13 protein-coding genes are annotated in these 18,532 nt (G+C 53.3%); 2 read left to right on the forward strand and 11 right to left on the reverse strand.

Going from position 1 to position 18,532, the window contains the following annotated elements:
- Positions 1-21: 21 nt before the first annotated feature.
- Both Q3A88_RS09590 and Q3A88_RS09595 read right to left on the reverse strand, forming a co-directional pair.
- Positions 22-1,389 carry an ATP-binding protein gene (locus Q3A88_RS09590; RefSeq protein ID WP_248721130.1) on the reverse strand — a complete coding sequence of 456 codons (1,368 nt, stop codon included), beginning with the start codon at positions 1,387-1,389 and terminating at the stop codon, positions 22-24.
- Positions 1,389-2,069, reverse strand: coding sequence for a response regulator transcription factor (locus tag Q3A88_RS09595; RefSeq protein WP_010284362.1), 681 nt, complete (start codon positions 2,067-2,069; stop codon positions 1,389-1,391). Before Q3A88_RS09595 ends, Q3A88_RS09590 begins: the two co-directional genes overlap by 1 nt.
- A 250-nt stretch (positions 2,070-2,319) precedes the next feature.
- Here Q3A88_RS09595 and Q3A88_RS09600 point away from each other — a divergent pair, with 250 nt between their 5' ends.
- The gene (locus Q3A88_RS09600) at positions 2,320-3,519 is read left to right on the forward strand and encodes an efflux RND transporter periplasmic adaptor subunit (protein WP_180791470.1); all 1,200 of its coding nucleotides are present in this window, start codon (positions 2,320-2,322) and stop codon (positions 3,517-3,519) included.
- A 3-nt stretch (positions 3,520-3,522) separates the two neighbouring features.
- Positions 3,523-5,475, forward strand: coding sequence for a MacB family efflux pump subunit (locus Q3A88_RS09605; RefSeq protein WP_317177802.1), 1,953 nt, complete (start codon positions 3,523-3,525; stop codon positions 5,473-5,475).
- A 3-nt stretch (positions 5,476-5,478) separates the two neighbouring features.
- Here Q3A88_RS09605 and cysM read toward each other — a convergent pair whose 3' ends face one another.
- The 9 genes from cysM to Q3A88_RS09650 all read right to left on the reverse strand — a co-directional run bounded on the left by cysM (position 5,479) and on the right by Q3A88_RS09650 (position 18,497).
- Complete coding sequence (cysM, locus tag Q3A88_RS09610) at positions 5,479-6,360, reverse strand: cysteine synthase CysM (RefSeq protein WP_039312627.1); 882 nt, start codon at positions 6,358-6,360, stop codon at positions 5,479-5,481.
- A 56-nt stretch (positions 6,361-6,416) separates the two neighbouring features.
- Complete coding sequence (gene cysW / locus Q3A88_RS09615) at positions 6,417-7,283, reverse strand: sulfate/thiosulfate ABC transporter permease CysW (RefSeq protein ID WP_317177803.1); 867 nt, start codon at positions 7,281-7,283, stop codon at positions 6,417-6,419.
- Positions 7,283-8,137, reverse strand: coding sequence for a sulfate/thiosulfate ABC transporter permease CysT (gene cysT / locus Q3A88_RS09620; RefSeq protein ID WP_317177804.1), 855 nt, complete (start codon positions 8,135-8,137; stop codon positions 7,283-7,285). Before cysT ends, cysW begins: the two co-directional genes overlap by 1 nt.
- On the reverse strand, positions 8,137-9,165 hold the full coding sequence (locus Q3A88_RS09625; protein ID WP_317177805.1) for a sulfate ABC transporter substrate-binding protein: 1,029 nt from the start codon (positions 9,163-9,165) through the stop codon (positions 8,137-8,139). Before Q3A88_RS09625 ends, cysT begins: the two co-directional genes overlap by 1 nt.
- 319 nt (positions 9,166-9,484) lie before the next feature.
- A complete protein-coding gene (locus Q3A88_RS09630) occupies positions 9,485-10,384 on the reverse strand; it encodes a Dyp-type peroxidase (protein WP_014914274.1) in 900 nt (299 codons plus the stop codon).
- A 171-nt stretch (positions 10,385-10,555) separates the two neighbouring features.
- Positions 10,556-11,155, reverse strand: a complete 600-nt coding sequence (locus Q3A88_RS09635) for an RpoE-regulated lipoprotein (protein ID WP_010284344.1) — start codon at positions 11,153-11,155, stop codon at positions 10,556-10,558.
- A gap of 188 nt (positions 11,156-11,343) precedes the next feature.
- On the reverse strand, positions 11,344-13,017 hold the full coding sequence (locus tag Q3A88_RS09640; RefSeq protein ID WP_317177806.1) for an ABC transporter ATP-binding protein/permease: 1,674 nt from the start codon (positions 13,015-13,017) through the stop codon (positions 11,344-11,346).
- A complete protein-coding gene (locus Q3A88_RS09645) occupies positions 13,014-15,788 on the reverse strand; it encodes a M16 family metallopeptidase (RefSeq protein ID WP_317177807.1) in 2,775 nt (924 codons plus the stop codon). Before Q3A88_RS09645 ends, Q3A88_RS09640 begins: the two co-directional genes overlap by 4 nt.
- A 105-nt stretch (positions 15,789-15,893) precedes the next feature.
- Positions 15,894-18,497, reverse strand: a complete 2,604-nt coding sequence (locus Q3A88_RS09650; RefSeq protein WP_317177808.1) for a TonB-dependent receptor plug domain-containing protein — start codon at positions 18,495-18,497, stop codon at positions 15,894-15,896.
- Positions 18,498-18,532 lie beyond the last annotated feature (35 nt).

The raw sequence follows: 18,532 nt of genomic DNA on the forward strand, positions 1-18,532 counted from the left end.
CCGGATGGTGCCGTTTTCGTTTCAGGCTTTCCAGCGCGGCACGCACAGGCGAATCACTAACCCGCACTGCTCACCATTATCCGCCTCAATATGCCCGCCGTGCGCCAGTACGACTTTACGGGTAATCGCCAGCCCCAGCCCATAGCCTTTGCCAGACAGCGGCGAATCAACACGAATGAAAGGATCGAAGATGCTGGAGAGCTTACTTTTCTCCACGCCGGGTCCCTGATCGGCGACCTGAATCGTCCACTCATGTTCATTGCCAATGAGCGACACGGAAACCTGCTGCGTGGGAGCAGAAAAACGTAGCGCGTTGCGCATCACATTATCGACCGCCCTGCGCATCAGCTCCGCATTGCCTTTAGTCGTGTAGTCTTCGTCCTCATCGGCCGTCAGCAGGATTTCAACGCCGGTGACTTGCGCTTCGTAGCGCGCATCATTGACCACGGCAGTCACCAGCCCCAGCAAATCGAAATAGGCTTCCTCAATACCAGAATGCTCCGTGCGCGATAGCGTCAGCAGTTCGCCAATCATCTTATCCATCAGCAAAGCTTCACGCTCAATACGCTGCAAGGAACTCTCTATATTGTCGGGATTCTGTCGTATCAACCCGATAGCGAGCTGCAAACGCGCCAGCGGGGAGCGCAGCTCATGGGAGACATCATGGAGCAGTTGTTCACGTGCGCTGGCCAGACTGTCCAGTCGTTCAACCATCGAATCGAAATCACGCGCGACATCGCTGATTTCATCATGACGTTTATGCATCACTGGCAACAGACGCACGTTCAGATCGCCCTGCGCAACCTGATCAAACCCCGCACGAATCTGGCTTAGCGGACGAGCCAGGCTCCATGCCAGCACCGAGCTGAACAACAGGCCACCAAACCCCGCAATAATGATAAACGGCACGGGCACGTTGAGAAATTCGACTGGCCGAGGGGGACGAAATTCACTGCGCAGCAGCTCGGCGTCATAGCGAATCTGATACCACTTTCCGGCTGGGCCGTTGACCTGTTTGATAATGTGCGTGGCACGCGGCATGCCACGTTTATCCGGCGCAAAAGCCTCATCGAGCAACGCGTTCTGCGAGCCAGAAACCAACTCCTGATCGGACAGCGGCAGCGGCGATTCCGTGACGGAAATGTATTGCTGCTCTTGCTGCGGCAGCAGCGACATCACATCGTTCAGTTCACCCAAGCCGCCATGTTGCAGCGCCGCCGCGACCATCTCCGTTTGCATCGTCGCAATGCGCGACACCACGATTTCTTCCAACGGCTTATGTCGCTCGCCGTAAAAAGAAAAAGCCAGCCACAGCAGCTGAGACATGACGAGAAACGTCAGCCAGAACCCGAGCAGTATCTTCCAGAAAAGTCGTCCACGAATCATCATCAGCGAATCCGGTATCCCACGCTGCGCACGGTTTCAATCGTCATGGTGTTGCCCGGCAAGGCACCGAGCTTTTGACGAATATTGCTGATGTGCACGTCCACGCTGCGGTCATACGCTTCACGGCGACGCCCCAGACATTTTTCGGACAGCTCATCCTTTGACACCACCCGCTCTGGGGAACGCAACAGCAGCTCCAGTAAATTAAACTCAGACGCCGTCAGATCGAACGGCTTCCCACGCCATTCGCTGATACGCGTGGCAGGGTTCAACACCAGATCGCCGCTGGCGGCCAGGCTCTCGTCGCGCTTTGTGCTAGGCTGATCGTCATAGCGACGTAGTACTGCCCGTAGTCTCGCCACCAGCTCGCGCGGGTAACAAGGTTTAGGCATATAGTCATCAGCGCCCATTTCCAGACCGATAACTCTGTCGATGTTGTCGCCTCTCGCCGTCAGCATAATGACGGGCAACTGCTGGGTTTTTCTGATCTGGCGCAGCACGTCAATCCCGCTCATATCGGGCAGCATGACATCCAGAATCATCGCAGTGTAATCCCCCGATATCGCGCCATCGACGCCCTCTTTGCCCGTTAGCACCCGCGAGGTTGAAAACCCTTCCGCATTCAGATACTCACAGAGCATATCGCCCAGCTCTACGTCATCATCGACCAGTAAAATATTCATATCCTGTCCTCATTAATCGGGTATACCCTACGTATTCGAGTTGCGGGAAGGAAACGCACAAGCAGCTTGAAGTATGATGGGTATAGATGATGTATTCTCAGGCCTGGCGTGAATATTCGCAGCCAGATTTACTTAATCCTTACCATTTCTTTCAGCAAAGATTACCGCTACCTTTACGGACTCGGGGTAAATTACTCACCTGCGTTATTTATTCCCGTACAGATGCATTCATTAAGGACGACTCCCCCTGATGCAATCACGATTTTTTACACGACGCCGTACGACGATCGCGCTTGGCCTTATCGCTGCTGCTGTAGTTCTTCATCTGTTTTTCAATAAGCCATCGCCAGCGCCCAATGCGCTTACCACCGCCGCCGAGATTGCGGATCTCGAACAGACCGTGCTCGCTGACGGTAAAATTGAGGCACAGAAGCAGGTCAGCGTCGGTGCACAGGCCTCGGGGCAAATCAAAGCGCTGCACGTCGAACTGGGCGATAAGGTGAAAAAGGGGCAATTGATCGCCGAGATTGATGACCTCACTCAGCAGGACACGCTAAAAAACGGTGAGGCCGCGTTAAAAAACATTCAGGCACAGCGAGCGGCCAAACTGGCGGAATTGCGTAATAACGAATTAAGCTGGCAGCGTCAGCAAATGTTGATGAAACGTGGCGTTGGGGCACAGGCCGACTACGACAGCGCAAAAGCGACGCTGGATGCTACCAGAGCCAATATCGACGCGCTGGACGCCCAAATCATTCAGGCACAGATTACCGTCAACACCGCCAAGGTTAATCTGGGATACACCCAAATTCGTTCACCGATGGACGGTACCGTGGTGGCCATTCCGGTTGAAGCGGGGCAAACGGTCAACGCGATTCAGACGACACCGACCATCGCCAAAGTCGCCAATCTGGACACCATGACCATCAAGGTGAAAATCTCAGAGGCCGACGTCGTCAAGGTGAAAACCGGCATGCCCGTGTGGTTCAGTATTCTGGGCGAACCGAATAACCGTTACGAAGCCACGCTGAGCTCGATTGAACCCGCGCCAGACTCCATCAACACGGACTCGACCACAACCTCATCCAGTTCAAGCAGCAGTTCCAGCTCCTCATCCAGCACCGCGATCTATTACAACGGTCTGTTCGATGTGAAAAACCCTGACGGCGTCTTGCGCATTTCCATGACGGCACAGGTGTATATTCTGCTGTCTTCAGTGAAAAACGCCATTGTCGTTCCCGCAACAGCGTTAACCTCGCGTGACGGCATGTGGTACGTGCAGGTCGTGAATGCGAACAAGAAGGTGGAATCGCGTCTGGTGACGCTTGGCCTCAACGATAACGTGCGTACCCAGATTCGTTCGGGGCTCAGCGTGGGGGAACAGGTCGTTATCAGCCCATCGTCCAGCGATGTCGCGTCTACGCATCCTGGCCCACCGATGGGGATGTAACGTATGTCCACATCCTTACTGAAGCTGGCCAGTATTACCCGCCGCTTTTCCAACGGCGAACAGGACGTCACCGTCCTCAAAGACATCAACCTGACCATCAATCAGGGAGAAATGGTGGCGATCGTCGGGGCATCCGGGTCGGGAAAATCGACGCTGATGAATATTCTCGGCTGTCTGGATAAACCGTCCGCCGGTGATTATCAGGTGGCAGGACGCGCCGTTGGCGAGCTGGACAACGACCAGCTCGCAGAACTGCGCCGCGAGCATTTCGGCTTTATTTTCCAGCGCTATCACCTGCTCGGCGACCTCAGCGCGCTGGGGAATGTCGAAGTGCCGGCCATTTATGCCGGAAAAAGCCGGCTGGCGCGCCGTCAACGGGCGGCAGAGCTGCTCACTCGGCTAGGACTCGAAAGCCGCCTTCACTATCGGCCCAGCCAGCTTTCCGGCGGCCAGCAGCAGCGCGTGAGTATCGCGCGGGCGCTGATGAACGTCGGCGGCATTATTCTGGCGGATGAGCCAACCGGTGCGCTGGACACCCACAGCGGCAACGAGGTTCTGAGCATACTTCGCGATCTGCACAGGCAGGGCAATACCGTCGTGATCGTCACCCACGATATGACGATTGCCGAACATGCTCAGCGCATCATCGAACTGCGCGATGGCGAAGTGATTGCCGACCGTCAAACACGCCCCGAAGAGGCCTCCGTGCCGTCAACGGAAGCCACCAGCTCTCCGGCGACGTCCGCTCTGAATCAGTTCAAAGATCGCTTTATCGACGCGTTTAAAATGGCGCTGCTGGCGATGAACGCCCAGCGGATGCGCACCTTTCTGACCATGCTCGGCATCATCATCGGTATTGCGTCTGTCGTCTCGGTGGTCGCGCTGGGAAAAGGCTCACAGGAACAGGTGCTGGCCGACATCAACTCGATGGGCACCAGCACGCTGGAAATTTTCCCCGGCAAAGACTTCGGCGACATGGATGCCAGCGCCATCCAGACGTTACGCGCCAGTGATATCCAGCCGCTGACGCAGCAGCCCTACGTGCATAGCGTCACGCCTTCTATCTCCACCAGCGTAACGATGCGCTACGGCAACATTGCCGTTTCCGCCAGCATTTCTGGGGTTGGCGAGCAGTTCTTCACCGTGCGTGGCTATACCCTGCAACGCGGCGTGCTTTTCCCGCGCAGCAGCGTCGATGAACTGAAGCAGGACGCCGTGATTGATAAAAATACGCTTAACAAGCTCTTTCCCCACGGCGAAGATCCTATTGGGCAAGTGATTTTGCTGGGCTCGCTGCCCGTGCGGATTATCGGCGTCGTCAGCAAGAATCAGGGAGGCTTCGGCAGCGATGAAAACCTGAATGTCTGGGTGCCGTACACCACGGTGATGAAGCGCATGGTCGGGCAATCCTACCTGAAAAGCATCACGGTGCGGGTGAAAGACAATATGGATATGAACGTCGCAGAGAAAAGCATCACCGCCCTGCTGACGCAGCGGCACGGTACGAAAGATTTCTTTATCATGAACACTGACAGCATCCGTCAGATGATCGAGAAAACCACCACCACGCTCACGCTGCTGGTGTCGATGATTGCCCTGATCTCGCTGCTGGTCGGCGGGATCGGCGTGATGAACATCATGCTGGTCTCCGTCACGGAGCGAACCCGAGAGATCGGCGTTCGTATGGCGGTTGGCGCACGCACCAGCGATATCATGCAGCAGTTTTTGATCGAAGCGGTGCTGGTTTGCCTGTTCGGCGGCATCATCGGCGTGGGGCTGTCGCTGGCTATCGGCGTGCTATTCGCCCAGTTCAGCAGTAATTTCGCGATGATCTATTCCAGTACCTCGATTATTGCCGCGTTCCTGTGCTCCAGCCTGATCGGCATTATCTTCGGCTTCTTCCCCGCCCGTCGTGCCGCACGGATGGAACCGATTCACGCGCTGGAGCGTGAATAGCCATCAGTCAAATACCCCGGTGGACAGATACCGATCGCCGCGATCGCAGGCGATTGCCACAATCACGCTGCCGGGGTCTTCTGCCGCAAGCCGCAGTGCGCCAGCCACCGCGCCACCGGAACTGACGCCGCAGAAGATACCTTCCTGACGCGCCAGTTGGCGTAACGTATTCTCGGCATCCACCTGCGTCATATCCAGAATGCGATCGACCAGATCGGCACGAAAAATCCCTGGCATATAGTCCGGCGTCCAGCGGCGAATACCGGGAATGTGACTGCCTTCCGCAGGCTGTAATCCCACCGTGCAAATCGCTGGGTTCTGCTGCTTAAGATAGCGGCTGACGCCAGAAATCGTGCCGGTCGTTCCCATGCTGGAGATAAAGTGAGTCACCTTACCTGCCGTCTGCTGCCAAATCTCCGGGCCGGTCGTCAGAAAGTGCGCCAGCGAATTGTCTGGATTATTGAACTGATCGAGCGTTTTCCCCTCTCCCGCCAACACCATTTGCTTCGCCCGATCTCGTGCACCTTCCATCCCCAGCTTGCGATTGACCAACACCAGCTCCGCGCCATACGCACGCATAGCGGTCTGGCGTTCATAGCTCATGTTGTCCGGCATCAGCAGGCGCAGACGATAGCCTTTTACCGCCGCAATCATCGCCAGCGCAATGCCGGTGTTCCCGCTGGTCGCCTCAATGAGCCGGTCACCGGGAACGATGTCACCACGATTCTCCGCCTGCTGGATCATGGAATATGCGGCCCGATCTTTTACCGATCCGGCGGGGTTATTTCCTTCCAGCTTCAGCCAGATTTCACTGTTTAACCCCTGCGTCAGGCGCTGCAATTTCACCAGCGGGGTATTGCCAATACACTGCTCAAGCGTTGTCACAAGTTGAGTCCTAAAAAGCCTCGCGCATGCGGCGCGAGTGATAGAAAATAGTAAAGTTAGCGTTTATTCATTTGCCGCTTCACACGCCACTGCAAGGCGCTTTTGATGAACAACGTCAGTATCGCCATCACGGTTAACAGCGCCGCCGCGGTAAACGCCCCCACGCTGTTATAATCCTGATGCAGCAATTCGACCTGTAGCGGCAGCGTGTAGGTTTCACCACGAATCGAGCCTGAAACCACGGACACGGCGCCAAACTCACCAATCGCTCGGGCATTCGTCAGCACCACGCCATACAGCAGCGCCCAGCGAATATTCGGTAGCGTCACCCGATAGAACACTTGCCAGCCTGACGCACCAAGCAATACCGCCGCTTCTTCTTCCTTACTGCCCTGACTCATCATCACCGGAACCAGCTCCCTGACCATGAACGGACAGGTCACAAATATCGTCACCAGCACAATGCCCGGCCAGGCAAACATCAGCTGTATCCCCTGCTCATCCAGCCAGCCGCCAACCGTGCCGTTGGTGCTGTAAAAGAGCAGATACAGCAAACCCGCTACCACCGGAGAAACAGCAAAAGGGATATCGATCAGCGTGAGCAGCAGTTGCCGCCCCGGAAACTGAAAGCGCGTGACCAGCCACGCCAGCAGCGTACCAAACACCAGATTCACCGGTACGACAATCGCGACCACCAGCAGCGTGAGGCCAATGGCATGCAGCATGTCAGGGTCGCTCAGATTACGCCAGACGCCCCCCAGCCCGTGCGATAGCGCAGCGGCAAAAATTGACACCAAAGGGATGACCAGCATGATGAGCGATAATATCACGCCCAGTGTAATCAACGCGGTTCTCGCCCAGTTACGTTCCTGCCGAACCGGATGAGGTTGACGCCGTGACGTCACAGTCGGTATCTCTGCCATTACACGCTCCGGGTCCGTTGACCAAAACGGCTTTGCAGCACGTTAACGGCAAACAGGATCAATAAAGACGCAGCTAATACGACGGAGGCAATCGCACTGGCGGCAGGGAAATCAAACTCCTGCAAGCGGATAAAGATCATTAGCGAAACGACTTCCGTCTGCCAGGCAATGTTACCCGCAATAAAGATTACTGCGCCGAACTCGCCCAGACTGCGGGCAAACGACAGCGCGGTGCCCGTTAATAATGCCGGGGTTAACTCCGGTAGGATGACGTAGCGAAAACACTGCCAGCGATTCGCGCCCAGCGTTTGCGCCGCTTCTTCGTATTCAGGCCCCAGATCTTCCAACACCGGTTGGACGGTGCGCACGACAAAAGGAATGCTGGTGAACGCCATCGCAACCGTAATGCCCAGCCAGGTATAGGATACCTTGATGCCGAATTCGGCCAGCCATGCGCCGTACCAGCCGGTCGTTGAAAACAGCGCAGCCAGCGTCAGCCCCGCCACCGCAGTCGGGAGCGCAAAGGGTAAATCCATCAGCCCATCCAGCAAGGCTCGGCCGGGAAAGCGATAACGAGTCAGGATCCACGCCATTAACAGGCCGAATCCCGCATTAAATACCGTCGCCAGCCCCGCAGCCAGGAGCGTTACCTTGTAGGCCGCTACCACCTGCGGGTTGGAGATCACCGCCCAGTACTGCGCCAGACTCATTTCTGATAGCTGCATCACCAGCGCACTTAAGGGCAGCAACAGAATCAAACAGACGAACAGCAGGCTGCTGCCCAGACTCAGCGCGAATCCCGGCAGCACTCGTTTACCTGAACCAGAAAAGAAGTTACCAGACCTCAAAGCCATTACTGACGACCAGCCGCCAACAGTTTGTCCAGTTCACCATCGGTATCGAAGTGGGTTTTCATCACCTGTGGCCACGATCCAAACTGATCCTCTACCCGAAATAAGGTGGTCTCTGGAAAACGAGATTTTAGCGTTTGCGCCAATTCAGGGTTATTCACACGGTAGTAAAAATCGGTGATCACTTTCTGTGCTTCTGGCGTATAGAGGTAATTCAGATAGGCTTTTGCCGCCTGCTCGGTGCCGTTCTTCTCGACATTCTTATCGATCCACGCCACGGGGAATTCTGCCAGTATGTTGACCTTCGGGACGATCACTTCGTAGTTCTCAGCACCGTACTGATTACGGATGTTATTCACCTCAGATTCAAAGCTGATCAGCACATCGCCTAACTGGCGTTCCACAAACGTGGTCGTTGCGCCACGGCCACCGGTATCAAAGACTTCGACGTTCGCCAGAAAACGCGTTATCCACGCGCGCGTTTTGGCCTCGTCGCCACCGTTGGCTTTGCTGGTCGCGCCCCAGGCTGCAAGGTAGGTATAACGGGCATTGCCGGAGGTTTTCGGATTCGGGAAAATCAATTTAACGTCATCACGCACCAGATCGTTCCAGTCATGAATTCCTTTTGGGTTACCTTTGCGAACCAGGAAGGCCATGGTGGAGTAAAACGGAGAGCTATGATTCGGTAAACGCGTCTGCCAATCTGCGGGAATCAACTGACCGCGGTCGTGAAGGATCTGAACGTCCGTCACCTGATTGTAGGTCACGACATCGGCCTTCAGGCCTTGCAGAATAGCCAACGCCTGTTTAGACGAACCGGCATGCGACTGTTTGATCGTCAGCGGATCGTTAGGGTGCTGCGACAACCACTGTTTTTCAAAGCCGGGATTGAGTGCCACAAAGAGCTCACGCGACACATCATAAGAGCTGTTCAGCAACTCGGTAGCAGAGACAGCGCTCTGCCCGCCCAGCAGCAATGACAGCGCCAGAGAACCTTTCACCAGCCAGCCTTTCACCTGTACTTGATTCATCTTATGTCCTGTCAGAGTTAGAGCCTATTCGGTAGGCCTTGTTGTCGGAGCCGTTACATAGCCGTTTTTTGAATCGAATGCGCTTGTCAGCGTCAATCAGTGTAGGGGGAAGTGACGGTTAACATATAACCTTTATATATATCATTTCGGGATTTTTAAGCGCTAAAGTACATAACCACAAAACGAGCGAGACGAGAGGAAAAAGCAGGAGGGAAAAGGAAAGTGCGGCCAGATAGCCCGATACAGGAAAGTGGAAAAATAGAAAGCAGACAGAACGGATGCCTGCACAGGTACAGGCATCAGGAAAACGCGTTGGATCTTACAGCGACAAAAGCTGATCCAGAGAAGGCGCAAAGAAGTAGCTGCCGCTGACGGCACGCGTAAAGCGCAGCATGTCGTCACGTTTGCCGTCACGATCGCCGAACATACTCAGCAATTGCTGCTCAATATTATGCAAACGCGCGCAGTAGGCGACAAAGTAGAGTCCGTTTTTCCCGCTCGCGGTGCCATAAGGCAGGCTCTGGCGCAGAATTTTCAGCCCCTTACCGTCTTCCTTTAAATCTACGCGGCTAAGATGCGACGTTACAGGGCGTTCATCGGAAGACAGCTCTTCGTTATCCTGCTTCGTACGCCCGATCATCTGTTCCTGCTGTTCCACGCTAAAACGCTGTAGCTGCTTCAGATTGTGTTCCCAACGCTGGGTAAACACGTAGCTGCCGCCTGCATCCGGCTGGCCCTCAGGGATAATCGCCACGGCGTGACGGGCATCGCCCTGCGGGTTTTCCGTGCCGTCGACAAAGCCGCTTAAATCGCGATCTTCCACCCAACGGAAACCGTGCGTCTCTTCTTCGATACGGATCGCGCTGCCAAACGCGGCCAGCGCCGCCTGTGCCAGCGTAAAATTAACATCATGACGGAGTGATTGGATGTGAATCAGTAGATCGCGCTGCGTGGCTGGAGCAAGCCCGTTACCCAGCGGCGTGAACGGTTTCAGCTCCGCTGCGCCGTGGTTGCAATCCAGATCGCGCCAAACGTCGTTGCCAAATGCCAGCACCGCGCCCAATCCCGCATCAGGATACTGCTGCTGTAACTCTTGTAACGTCTGACAGAATTTTTTGCATCCCTGCCGGATAGCATCAAACTCTCCCTGAATCATCGCTTCCATAAAAATGGCAAAACGGCGGTGTTCCAATAAAATACCGCTTTGAATTGGTGTCATTTCTGCTTCCTCAAGCGTCAGTTTTTTCTTTTGTTGTTATGGTTTACTACGGTCATTATGGCGAATATGGCTGCCGAAAAAGATATCAGGCGGCGCGGGTATCATACCGGAAGCCGCCTGACTTTTACCTTGCGTAAAAACAAATTAGCCCGTTACGAGACGTAACTTAGCTTAGTTGCGCGCCTGCGCGTGCCACACGATTTTGCTCACTTTCCAGGTTTTCAGGATATCGTCCGGCGGCATCAAGCCTTCCGGGCCGCTCCATTCGCCGGAATAGACGTAGCTGATATGCGTACTCTGCGGGGCGGCACATTCTACGCTCTGCGCATCATCACCTTGCCCCAACTGGCAGGATTCAAACGCTTTGCTGTAGGTAGTGCTAAACACATCACCTATTTTCACACCGCCTGCGCTGCCAATCGCCGGATCCATGACCTCAACTTTGCGCACGCTGCCCTTCGGCTGGCCGCTGATGATCATTTTCACCTCTTTGCCATCCAGCGCCTGATAAAACGCGACCAGTTGACCGTTCGACGTTCCCATTCCGCTACGCAGTTGATAACTACCATCCAGCGCGCTCTGTAGCGCCCCTTCGGACAGTGGCGTACCGGCATTAATGCCGCCGACACCCGCATCGGTAACCTCCAGCGAGCTGCCGAACCAGTTAAACGGCGACAGGCTCGACCATGAGAAATTGGAAAGCGTGCTGCATCCGGTCAGCAACAGCGGTAAACCCAGCACCAGCGATAAACCCAGCGGGCGAAAATTCATGGCATGTACTCCTCAAGATTGAACGGCTTCCGTCATCAGCCACCCTGGTTAAGATGGGGATTGGAGTCTGTGAGCGACGAAAAGTGCCGTAAAGACGGGATAATCCTGCGGAAGATTATAGGGGGCATACGAAAAGAAACCTACCAGAACCGCAGGCCTCCCGAGAGCCGGAAGACCTGCGAACAACATCAACGGTGCTGTGAGGCAAAATCCGTTAAGTCATAACGGTGCGTGAACAGATCGTCCAGCTCCGTCTGGTGCGTAATCGCCACCACGGTACACGCTGGCAACGCCAGCTTGACCAGAGCCAGAAGCTGTCTGGCGGCGTCATGATCCAGATTGCTCGTCGCTTCATCCAGATAGAGCGTATCGGGTTTAGCAATCAGCGCGCGGGCAAAGGCAACACGCTGCCGCTCCCCGCCGGAGAACACGCGATCCCAGTTCAGTTGCTCATCCAGACGATCGCGCCACGCGCCCAGCCCGACGCTATCGAGCGTCTGACGCAGCATCTCGCTGTCAGCCAGTGCCGGGTGCGGATAGCAGAGAATCTCTGCCAGCGTGCCCTGCCCCAGATAGCTCTGCTGCGGTAACAGCAGGCTGCGGCCTTCCAGCGATTGCCAGCGGCCATCGTAATACGGCCACAGACCGCTTAACGTACGCAGCAGCGTGGATTTCCCCAGCCCGCTGCGGCCAGAAAACTTACTCCAGCTACCCGCTTCACAGCTCAGGTCCACCTTTTGCAGCAGCGGAGAACCCTGCGGCGTGGTGAAAGAAAGCTGATCCAGTTGCAGACGTTCACCGACCGGAACCACTTCATCTTCAGACTGATGGCGTTTGATTTCCTGTTTGAACTGGCTCAGACGTTCCATGCTCGCGGAAAGCTCCATGAATTCCCGATACATGCGAATAAACCAGCTCAACGCACCATGCACCTGAGCAAACGCTCCGCGGATTTGCATCAATCCACCTAGCGTTACCGTTTTGCTAAGAAAGGCCGGTAATGCCGCAAAAATAGGGACGATCAAGCTAATACGCATGTAACCCGTGGTGAAAAAGCCCAGATTACGTTCCGCATTCATTGAACGCCACCAGTTAGAGACAATCGCAGAAAATTGACGCTTAAGATGGCTTTTTTCCTGCTGTTCGCCACCATATAGTGCAATTTGCTCCGCGTTATCATGCTTACGCAGCAAAGACGCACGAAAATTCGCTTCCGCACGTTGCTTCTCATAGTTAATACCGTGCAGCCGTTTACCGATCAGATGCGTAATCAAGGTGCCGAACACGGTATAGATAATGACGGCCCAGACCAGGTAACCTTTGATTACCCACTCTTCACCGAACAGCGTAAAGCGCTGTACTCCCGACAGTTCCCAGAGAATGATGACGAAAGATGACAACTGGGCAGTCACAACCAAAAATGACGCCACCAGGCTCACCGTCTTATCAACAAATAAGCTGATATCCTCAGCGATACGTTGATCGGGGTTATCGATTTTTCCCACTATCGACATCCGATAAAACGCTCGCTTTGCCAACCAGCTATTCACTAACTCTTCCGTCATGGCACTGCGCCAACGAATGATCAGCCAGCGAGTGAACCAGTCCTGATGCACAAATACCACGATATAAATCAGGATATAGATGCCGTACTCTTTCATGAGAGAGAGCAGCAAGCTGCTATCAAACGTGCCTAGCGCATCGTAAAACGTTTTACTCCAATCATTGAGCAATACGTTGAGATAGACGATGGTCCATCCCATACTGATGGCAGCAACAAGCAGTAACAGAGCTAATAAGCCTTGTTTTCCCCGCCAAAAAGGGCGGCAGAGATCGACAAACTGTGCTGCTATCTTTTTCACTCTTTCACCTCTTGCGGCAAGGTGATGTAAAGCACGCGGTTATCCGGGTTATACAGCTTCGCCGACATCGCCCGTACCTGTTCCAGCGTGATGCTGTCAGCCAGTTTGGATACGCTGCTCAGATAACGTGGGTCGTTATAGTGGCGGTAGCTCAGGATCAGACGACGCTCTATCGTTGTGAGATCGCTCCGACGCCCTTTTTCTGCACGGATGAACTGCGCTTTCTGCTCATCGACATCCTGCTGAGTGATCTTCGTCGGCAGTTCAGCAAAGGCTTTCTCAGCCAGCGTCCACAGCTCCTGCGCACGTTCAGGCGCGCTGGAGAAGCTCACTTCCGTTTCAATACGCTGTCTTTTATCTTCCAGTTCGCTATCGAGACGCATGCGGTAAATACCTAACGCATCATCACGCAAGCTGGTTTTGAGATACTTATTCGCCAGATTACGGGCAACGCTCACCTGCACGGCGGCCTGTGGCGTCCACGTATGCGGCGTGAAGCTCCAGGTGCGGATATCAGCACGCGGTTCGATACTGATGGCCGATGTCGCTTCGCGTTTACCCGGCAGCGCCAGATGTGATTTCACTTCACCAGCAGGCTGACGCGGGATCGTCGCTAGATAGCGCTCAACCTGCGGCAAAATCTGTGCCGCTGGCATATCCGCCACCAGATAGTAGGTGACCGGGGCAAACACCGCTTTATGCCACTGTGAAAGCAGCGCCGGCGCTGAAATTTGCTTCAGCTCGGCAATTTCAGGCTGCTGCCAGGCTGGCTCACCAAAACGCAGTTTGGCGATGTCACTGGCCCGTTTTCCTGAAACCGATTGATCGTCATTGGCTTTTTGACGCGCCAGACCCATCATGCTCTCTTTCATCACGTCAGGATCGATACCTGGAGCTACATTCAGCTCACGGTATAACGCTAACAGGTTTGCTAACTCACCCGCTGGCGCATTCCCGCTTACCGTCAGTTGATCCGCTTCCTGAGCGATGCCCAAAGACAGCGCTTTTTCCTTTTTCCAGTTACTGAGCGCTTCACCGCTCCATGTTGCCGGTCCACTTTGGTTGACTAATTGGCTTGCCAGCTGTACCTGCCACGGATTGGTCGACGTCGATAAATATCCCGCGTCGCTCACTGCTGTGAAGTAGACTTTTTTACCCGCCTCTGGCGCACGCAGCCATACTACGCGGTCACCATTACTCAACTGCCACTGCTCGACCTTCTGTGCGGCGAAGGTCTTGACAGCCGTGCGTTTCCCACTTTGCGTTACGGCAGGCAATTCAGGGATGACCTTCTCTTTTTCTACCTGTAATGGTGCCAGCGTCGCGGCTGCCCACTGTGCCTGTAACTTACGAATCGCATCCGGCTTCGGCAACGTGAACGGCGTCGCGCCCGGCACGCTAAACTGTACCAACGTATCCGGTGACGCTAACCAGCGTTGCAAATGACGGTTCACGTCTTCTGCCGTGATGGTATCCAGTGCTTCGAGCGCGTCTTTACCGCGCTGCTGGCTGCCGACATAAGGACGATCCTGCTGCCAGACAATGGTCAACTGCTGAACCCAATCGGAGAACTCGCGTACTTCCTGCTTGTTAGCCATACGCTGTGCGACTTCACGAATGTCAGAGGTGATCTCCGTAATGTCTTGCTCGTTTAACGGATAGCGTTTAAACCGCTCAATTTCTTTCAGTACGGCAGACATCGCTGCATCATGACCACCCGGCATCACATTCGCAAAGAAGCCCAGCGCTGCCGTGGTTTTCCCAATATCCGATTTACGCACGACCAGGCTACTGGCATCTTGCGGCAGCTCCGCCTGTTGTCGACGAACCTGGCGCAGTAACGCAGACATCGTGATTTGCGTGAGCAAGCGGTGGCGATACTCAGGTTGACCGAATGTGTCTTTATCATTGAAACGATAGACAAATGACACCTGGCTGCTACCACTTTGGCTATCCTGTAAACGCGCGACTTTGAGCTGCGGTTTCAACAGCGGCTCGTAGTAATCACGGGCTGGTACAGTGACATTTGGCAACGGCGCAAAATAGCGTTGAATTTCACGTTCGGCATCCGCAGGCGTGATATCACCAATAATCATCAAACGCATATTCGACGGGTGATACCAGCGTTGATAGAAATCTTGCAGTACGCTGGCTGGCGTGTCGTTAATCGACGCTTCCGTGCCAATCGTCGGGCGGGAAGGATAACGAGAGTCATGGCGAATCGCCTGTACGCGCTGCTGATTCATGCGTTCCGCTACGCCCAGCTTGCCACGCCACTCTTCCAGAATAATTTTGCGCTCATCGTCGAGATCGTTTTGCAGCAGCTTGGCATGGCCCGTCATCTGGCTCAGCGCCTGTAGCGTCGTGCCCAGATCGCGATTCCCTTTCGGCGGACTCATCATGTACATAGTACGCTCGTAGTTGGTCACCGCGTTATAGCTCTGACCGCGTACCCACCCTTGCTTGTGCAGTTCGGTACTGACGCCTTGAGGAAACGCCTCGCTGGCGCGGAACACCATGTGCTCCACGATATGCGCCACGCCGGATTCATTGTCTTTCTCATCGATCGAGCCGACATCAACAATCAGGCGAATATCGACCCGCGACTTCTGCCCTTCCAGCGGTACGAGGGTGTAGCGAAATCCATTCGCCAGCGTCCCTTCTTTAAAAACCGGCAACGGACTTTTGATTTCTTCGGCCTGACTCACCAGACTCCCCGCTAACAGGCCAACAGCCGTTAGCGACAACCAGCAACATTTCTTCCAGTTCATAACAACCTTTTCGTTTTTATTTTTGCCTGCAAGGCAATTTCTGAATGCATCAATGCAAAATGCCCCGTCATTCGTCAGCATGTGACGAATGACAGGGCATAGGATTTACCAGGTGTAAGCGACGCCAAGCCAGAACTGACGGCCGGGTTTATAGGTGACGGTGCTGTTAAGCGAACTCACCTTCTGCTGAGTTTCTACTACGTTATCCAAAACGTTCAGTACATCCAACGTGATATCCAGCGTCTGAGTTTTGTATACCGGCTGAGAATAGGAGAAACGCCAGTCGTAGGAGATAAAATCGTCATATTTAGTGGAGATATATTCTATAGCGCTTCCTGTAAAGCCTGGGTCGGCATTACACGCAGAGCTACCGCCTGGACACACCGTCGCAGATGACAAGGTCGTATAGCCTTTGTAGCCGGAGGTATAGCCTACGCGCTGCCCCCAGTTAAGACGAACCGCCGGGAAGTAAGTATCCACATTCAGGAAGGCACGCCATGGCGTATTGAAATCCATCGCATCCATGTCACCCTTATACATCAACTTATTATCAACAATCACCCGATTCTCATCTGAACTCACGTCATCGTAATAAGCAATCGAGTTAGCTTTATTTTCTGCAATGCTGGCACCCAATTTCCAATTGACTTCCGCGAAACTGAAACGGTGCGGGCTAATTGGCTCCACTTCCAGAGACAATGTATTCCCTTCCGTCCGGCCAGCATTATTCATTACACGGTAGCGTTGCCCATCAACGGTCATTGATTCAGCACCAAACTGATCTTTTCCCTTACGATTAACCCACTTTGCCGTCCACACCGTATTCATCACACGCTGTGATAACCCCAGTGTTATTTCGTCACTGTAAGGCGTGTTTAAATCAGAAATATCGTAGTCAAGACCCGCAATTCTTGCAGGGTTGGAAACCCATGGATCGCTGGCTGACGTACGGTTTTGAATAATATTCGTGTTAATCCCCTGACGCAGCTTATACGACAGCATATTCGCGCCATAATAGCGATTCGCCCCACCAAACAGACGTGTTGACCGGTCGCCGAAGACATCATAAGAGGCAGAAAAACGGGGCGCGAAATTCAGGTTCTCCAGAAAATCATCATAACTAGCACGCACGCCGGGGGTCACTTCTACACGGCCAAAAGAAATACTGTCCTGAAGGTAAACGGCGTAATTAGTATAACTTCCCTCAACGGTACGTTCTGGATATAGAGTCCGGCCTTTGAAATATTGTTCCCCGGCAATACAATAGTCATCCCCAGCCTGACACACTGTATTTTTATCAAAAGTTGGTCTTGCTCGGCTTGAGCTAACATCGCTAAAGCGGCGGTATCTTGTATTATAAGAATCAACTTGCCAGCCTAAATCTAACTGATGCTGGGTTCCCCAAATTGCTAAAGGGTTAAGCTCATAGTCCTGCTTTAATGTAATTGTGCTTTTTTCTGTTGCAAACGTTCCGGATCCGCCTATTAATGAATTTTGATAGTTACCAGCAGGAAGAGAACTAACCCAGTCAATTTTTTCGGAAATAAAATTATCCCTTGTACTGTAACGATTCCATGTCTGAAAAGAATTTGACTCATGTTCAATTTTATTTTGTTCAGACTGATATCCCGCCAAGCTGATCACTTTCCCCCAGTTGGCATTGTGCTCCCACTCCATATTAAAACGGTAACCACCACCAGTATTAGTGAACGAACCGTTTTTAACATCTCGTTTATAATATTTTGATTCGTGCGGAGAATACATGCCCATCATGCGAACAATATCACCATTATCCGCCAAATAGACGCCTTTTAGCAGGTAGGTTTCACTAATCCGTTCCTGATCGTCCCACTGTTGCAAATACTGATGATAATAGGGAATATCTGACTGCTGCCGGTTATAGGCAAAAATAAATCCCGCTTTATCACTTAACGGCTGATTAAAGGTGGCCGAGTAGAACTGCTTCTTAAATTTCGGCTGGTAGTACAGGTTAGTCGCAGAATAGAAGTCTTCGCTAATGTTGGAATCAATGTGATAACGGGTCCAACTATCGCTCGAGGTACGATAAGAAACCTTGCCAAATACATTATCCAGTTTAGGGTCCATCAGTTTGGCATCCACAACACCGCCAGTAAAATCACCGTACTTAGCGGATATGTTGCTATCAAATACTTCCAGCGATTCAATCAGCTCCGAGTTAATCCAGAATGACTGTGTCCCACCCGCAGGTAGATCTGTCGCATTGTAACCATCAGGATCGCCATCTAGCTGCCCCTTATTGGCTCCAGGGTTGATATTGCTATTATTCGATAGCCCATCGATCATAAAATTATTGTTATAAAATTTCTCGCCGTGGAACGAGACGTTCTCTGGAGCCAACTCGCCCGGCGTATTGCTGCTATTCGCTGTGTTCGAGAACTGCACAGCAGCGTTATTCTTTAATAACTCCGGTATCGAACCGTTTCCAGTAGGCATCTTTTTAATCTGCTCAGCATTAATAATCTGCGTGCCCATCGACTGACTGGTCGGGGTTGAGCGGACTAAAATCGTATCTTCGCCATTTTCCGAAGAGGAATCACCCTGCTGTTCTTCTTCGGTTTCTGTCTTGTTTTTCTGCTGATTTTCATCGGCAGAGGTATCATTTTGCTGTGCGAGTGCAGGCCCTGATAATAATGACAATAGCATCATTAAATAGACGTTCTTATTCATTTATTCAAAATCCCCAATAAGCATAATCATTTGAA

This window comes from Pectobacterium sp. HCp5_1, assembly GCF_032905925.1.
GTDB classification, from domain to species: domain Bacteria; phylum Pseudomonadota; class Gammaproteobacteria; order Enterobacterales; family Enterobacteriaceae; genus Pectobacterium; species Pectobacterium brasiliense_A.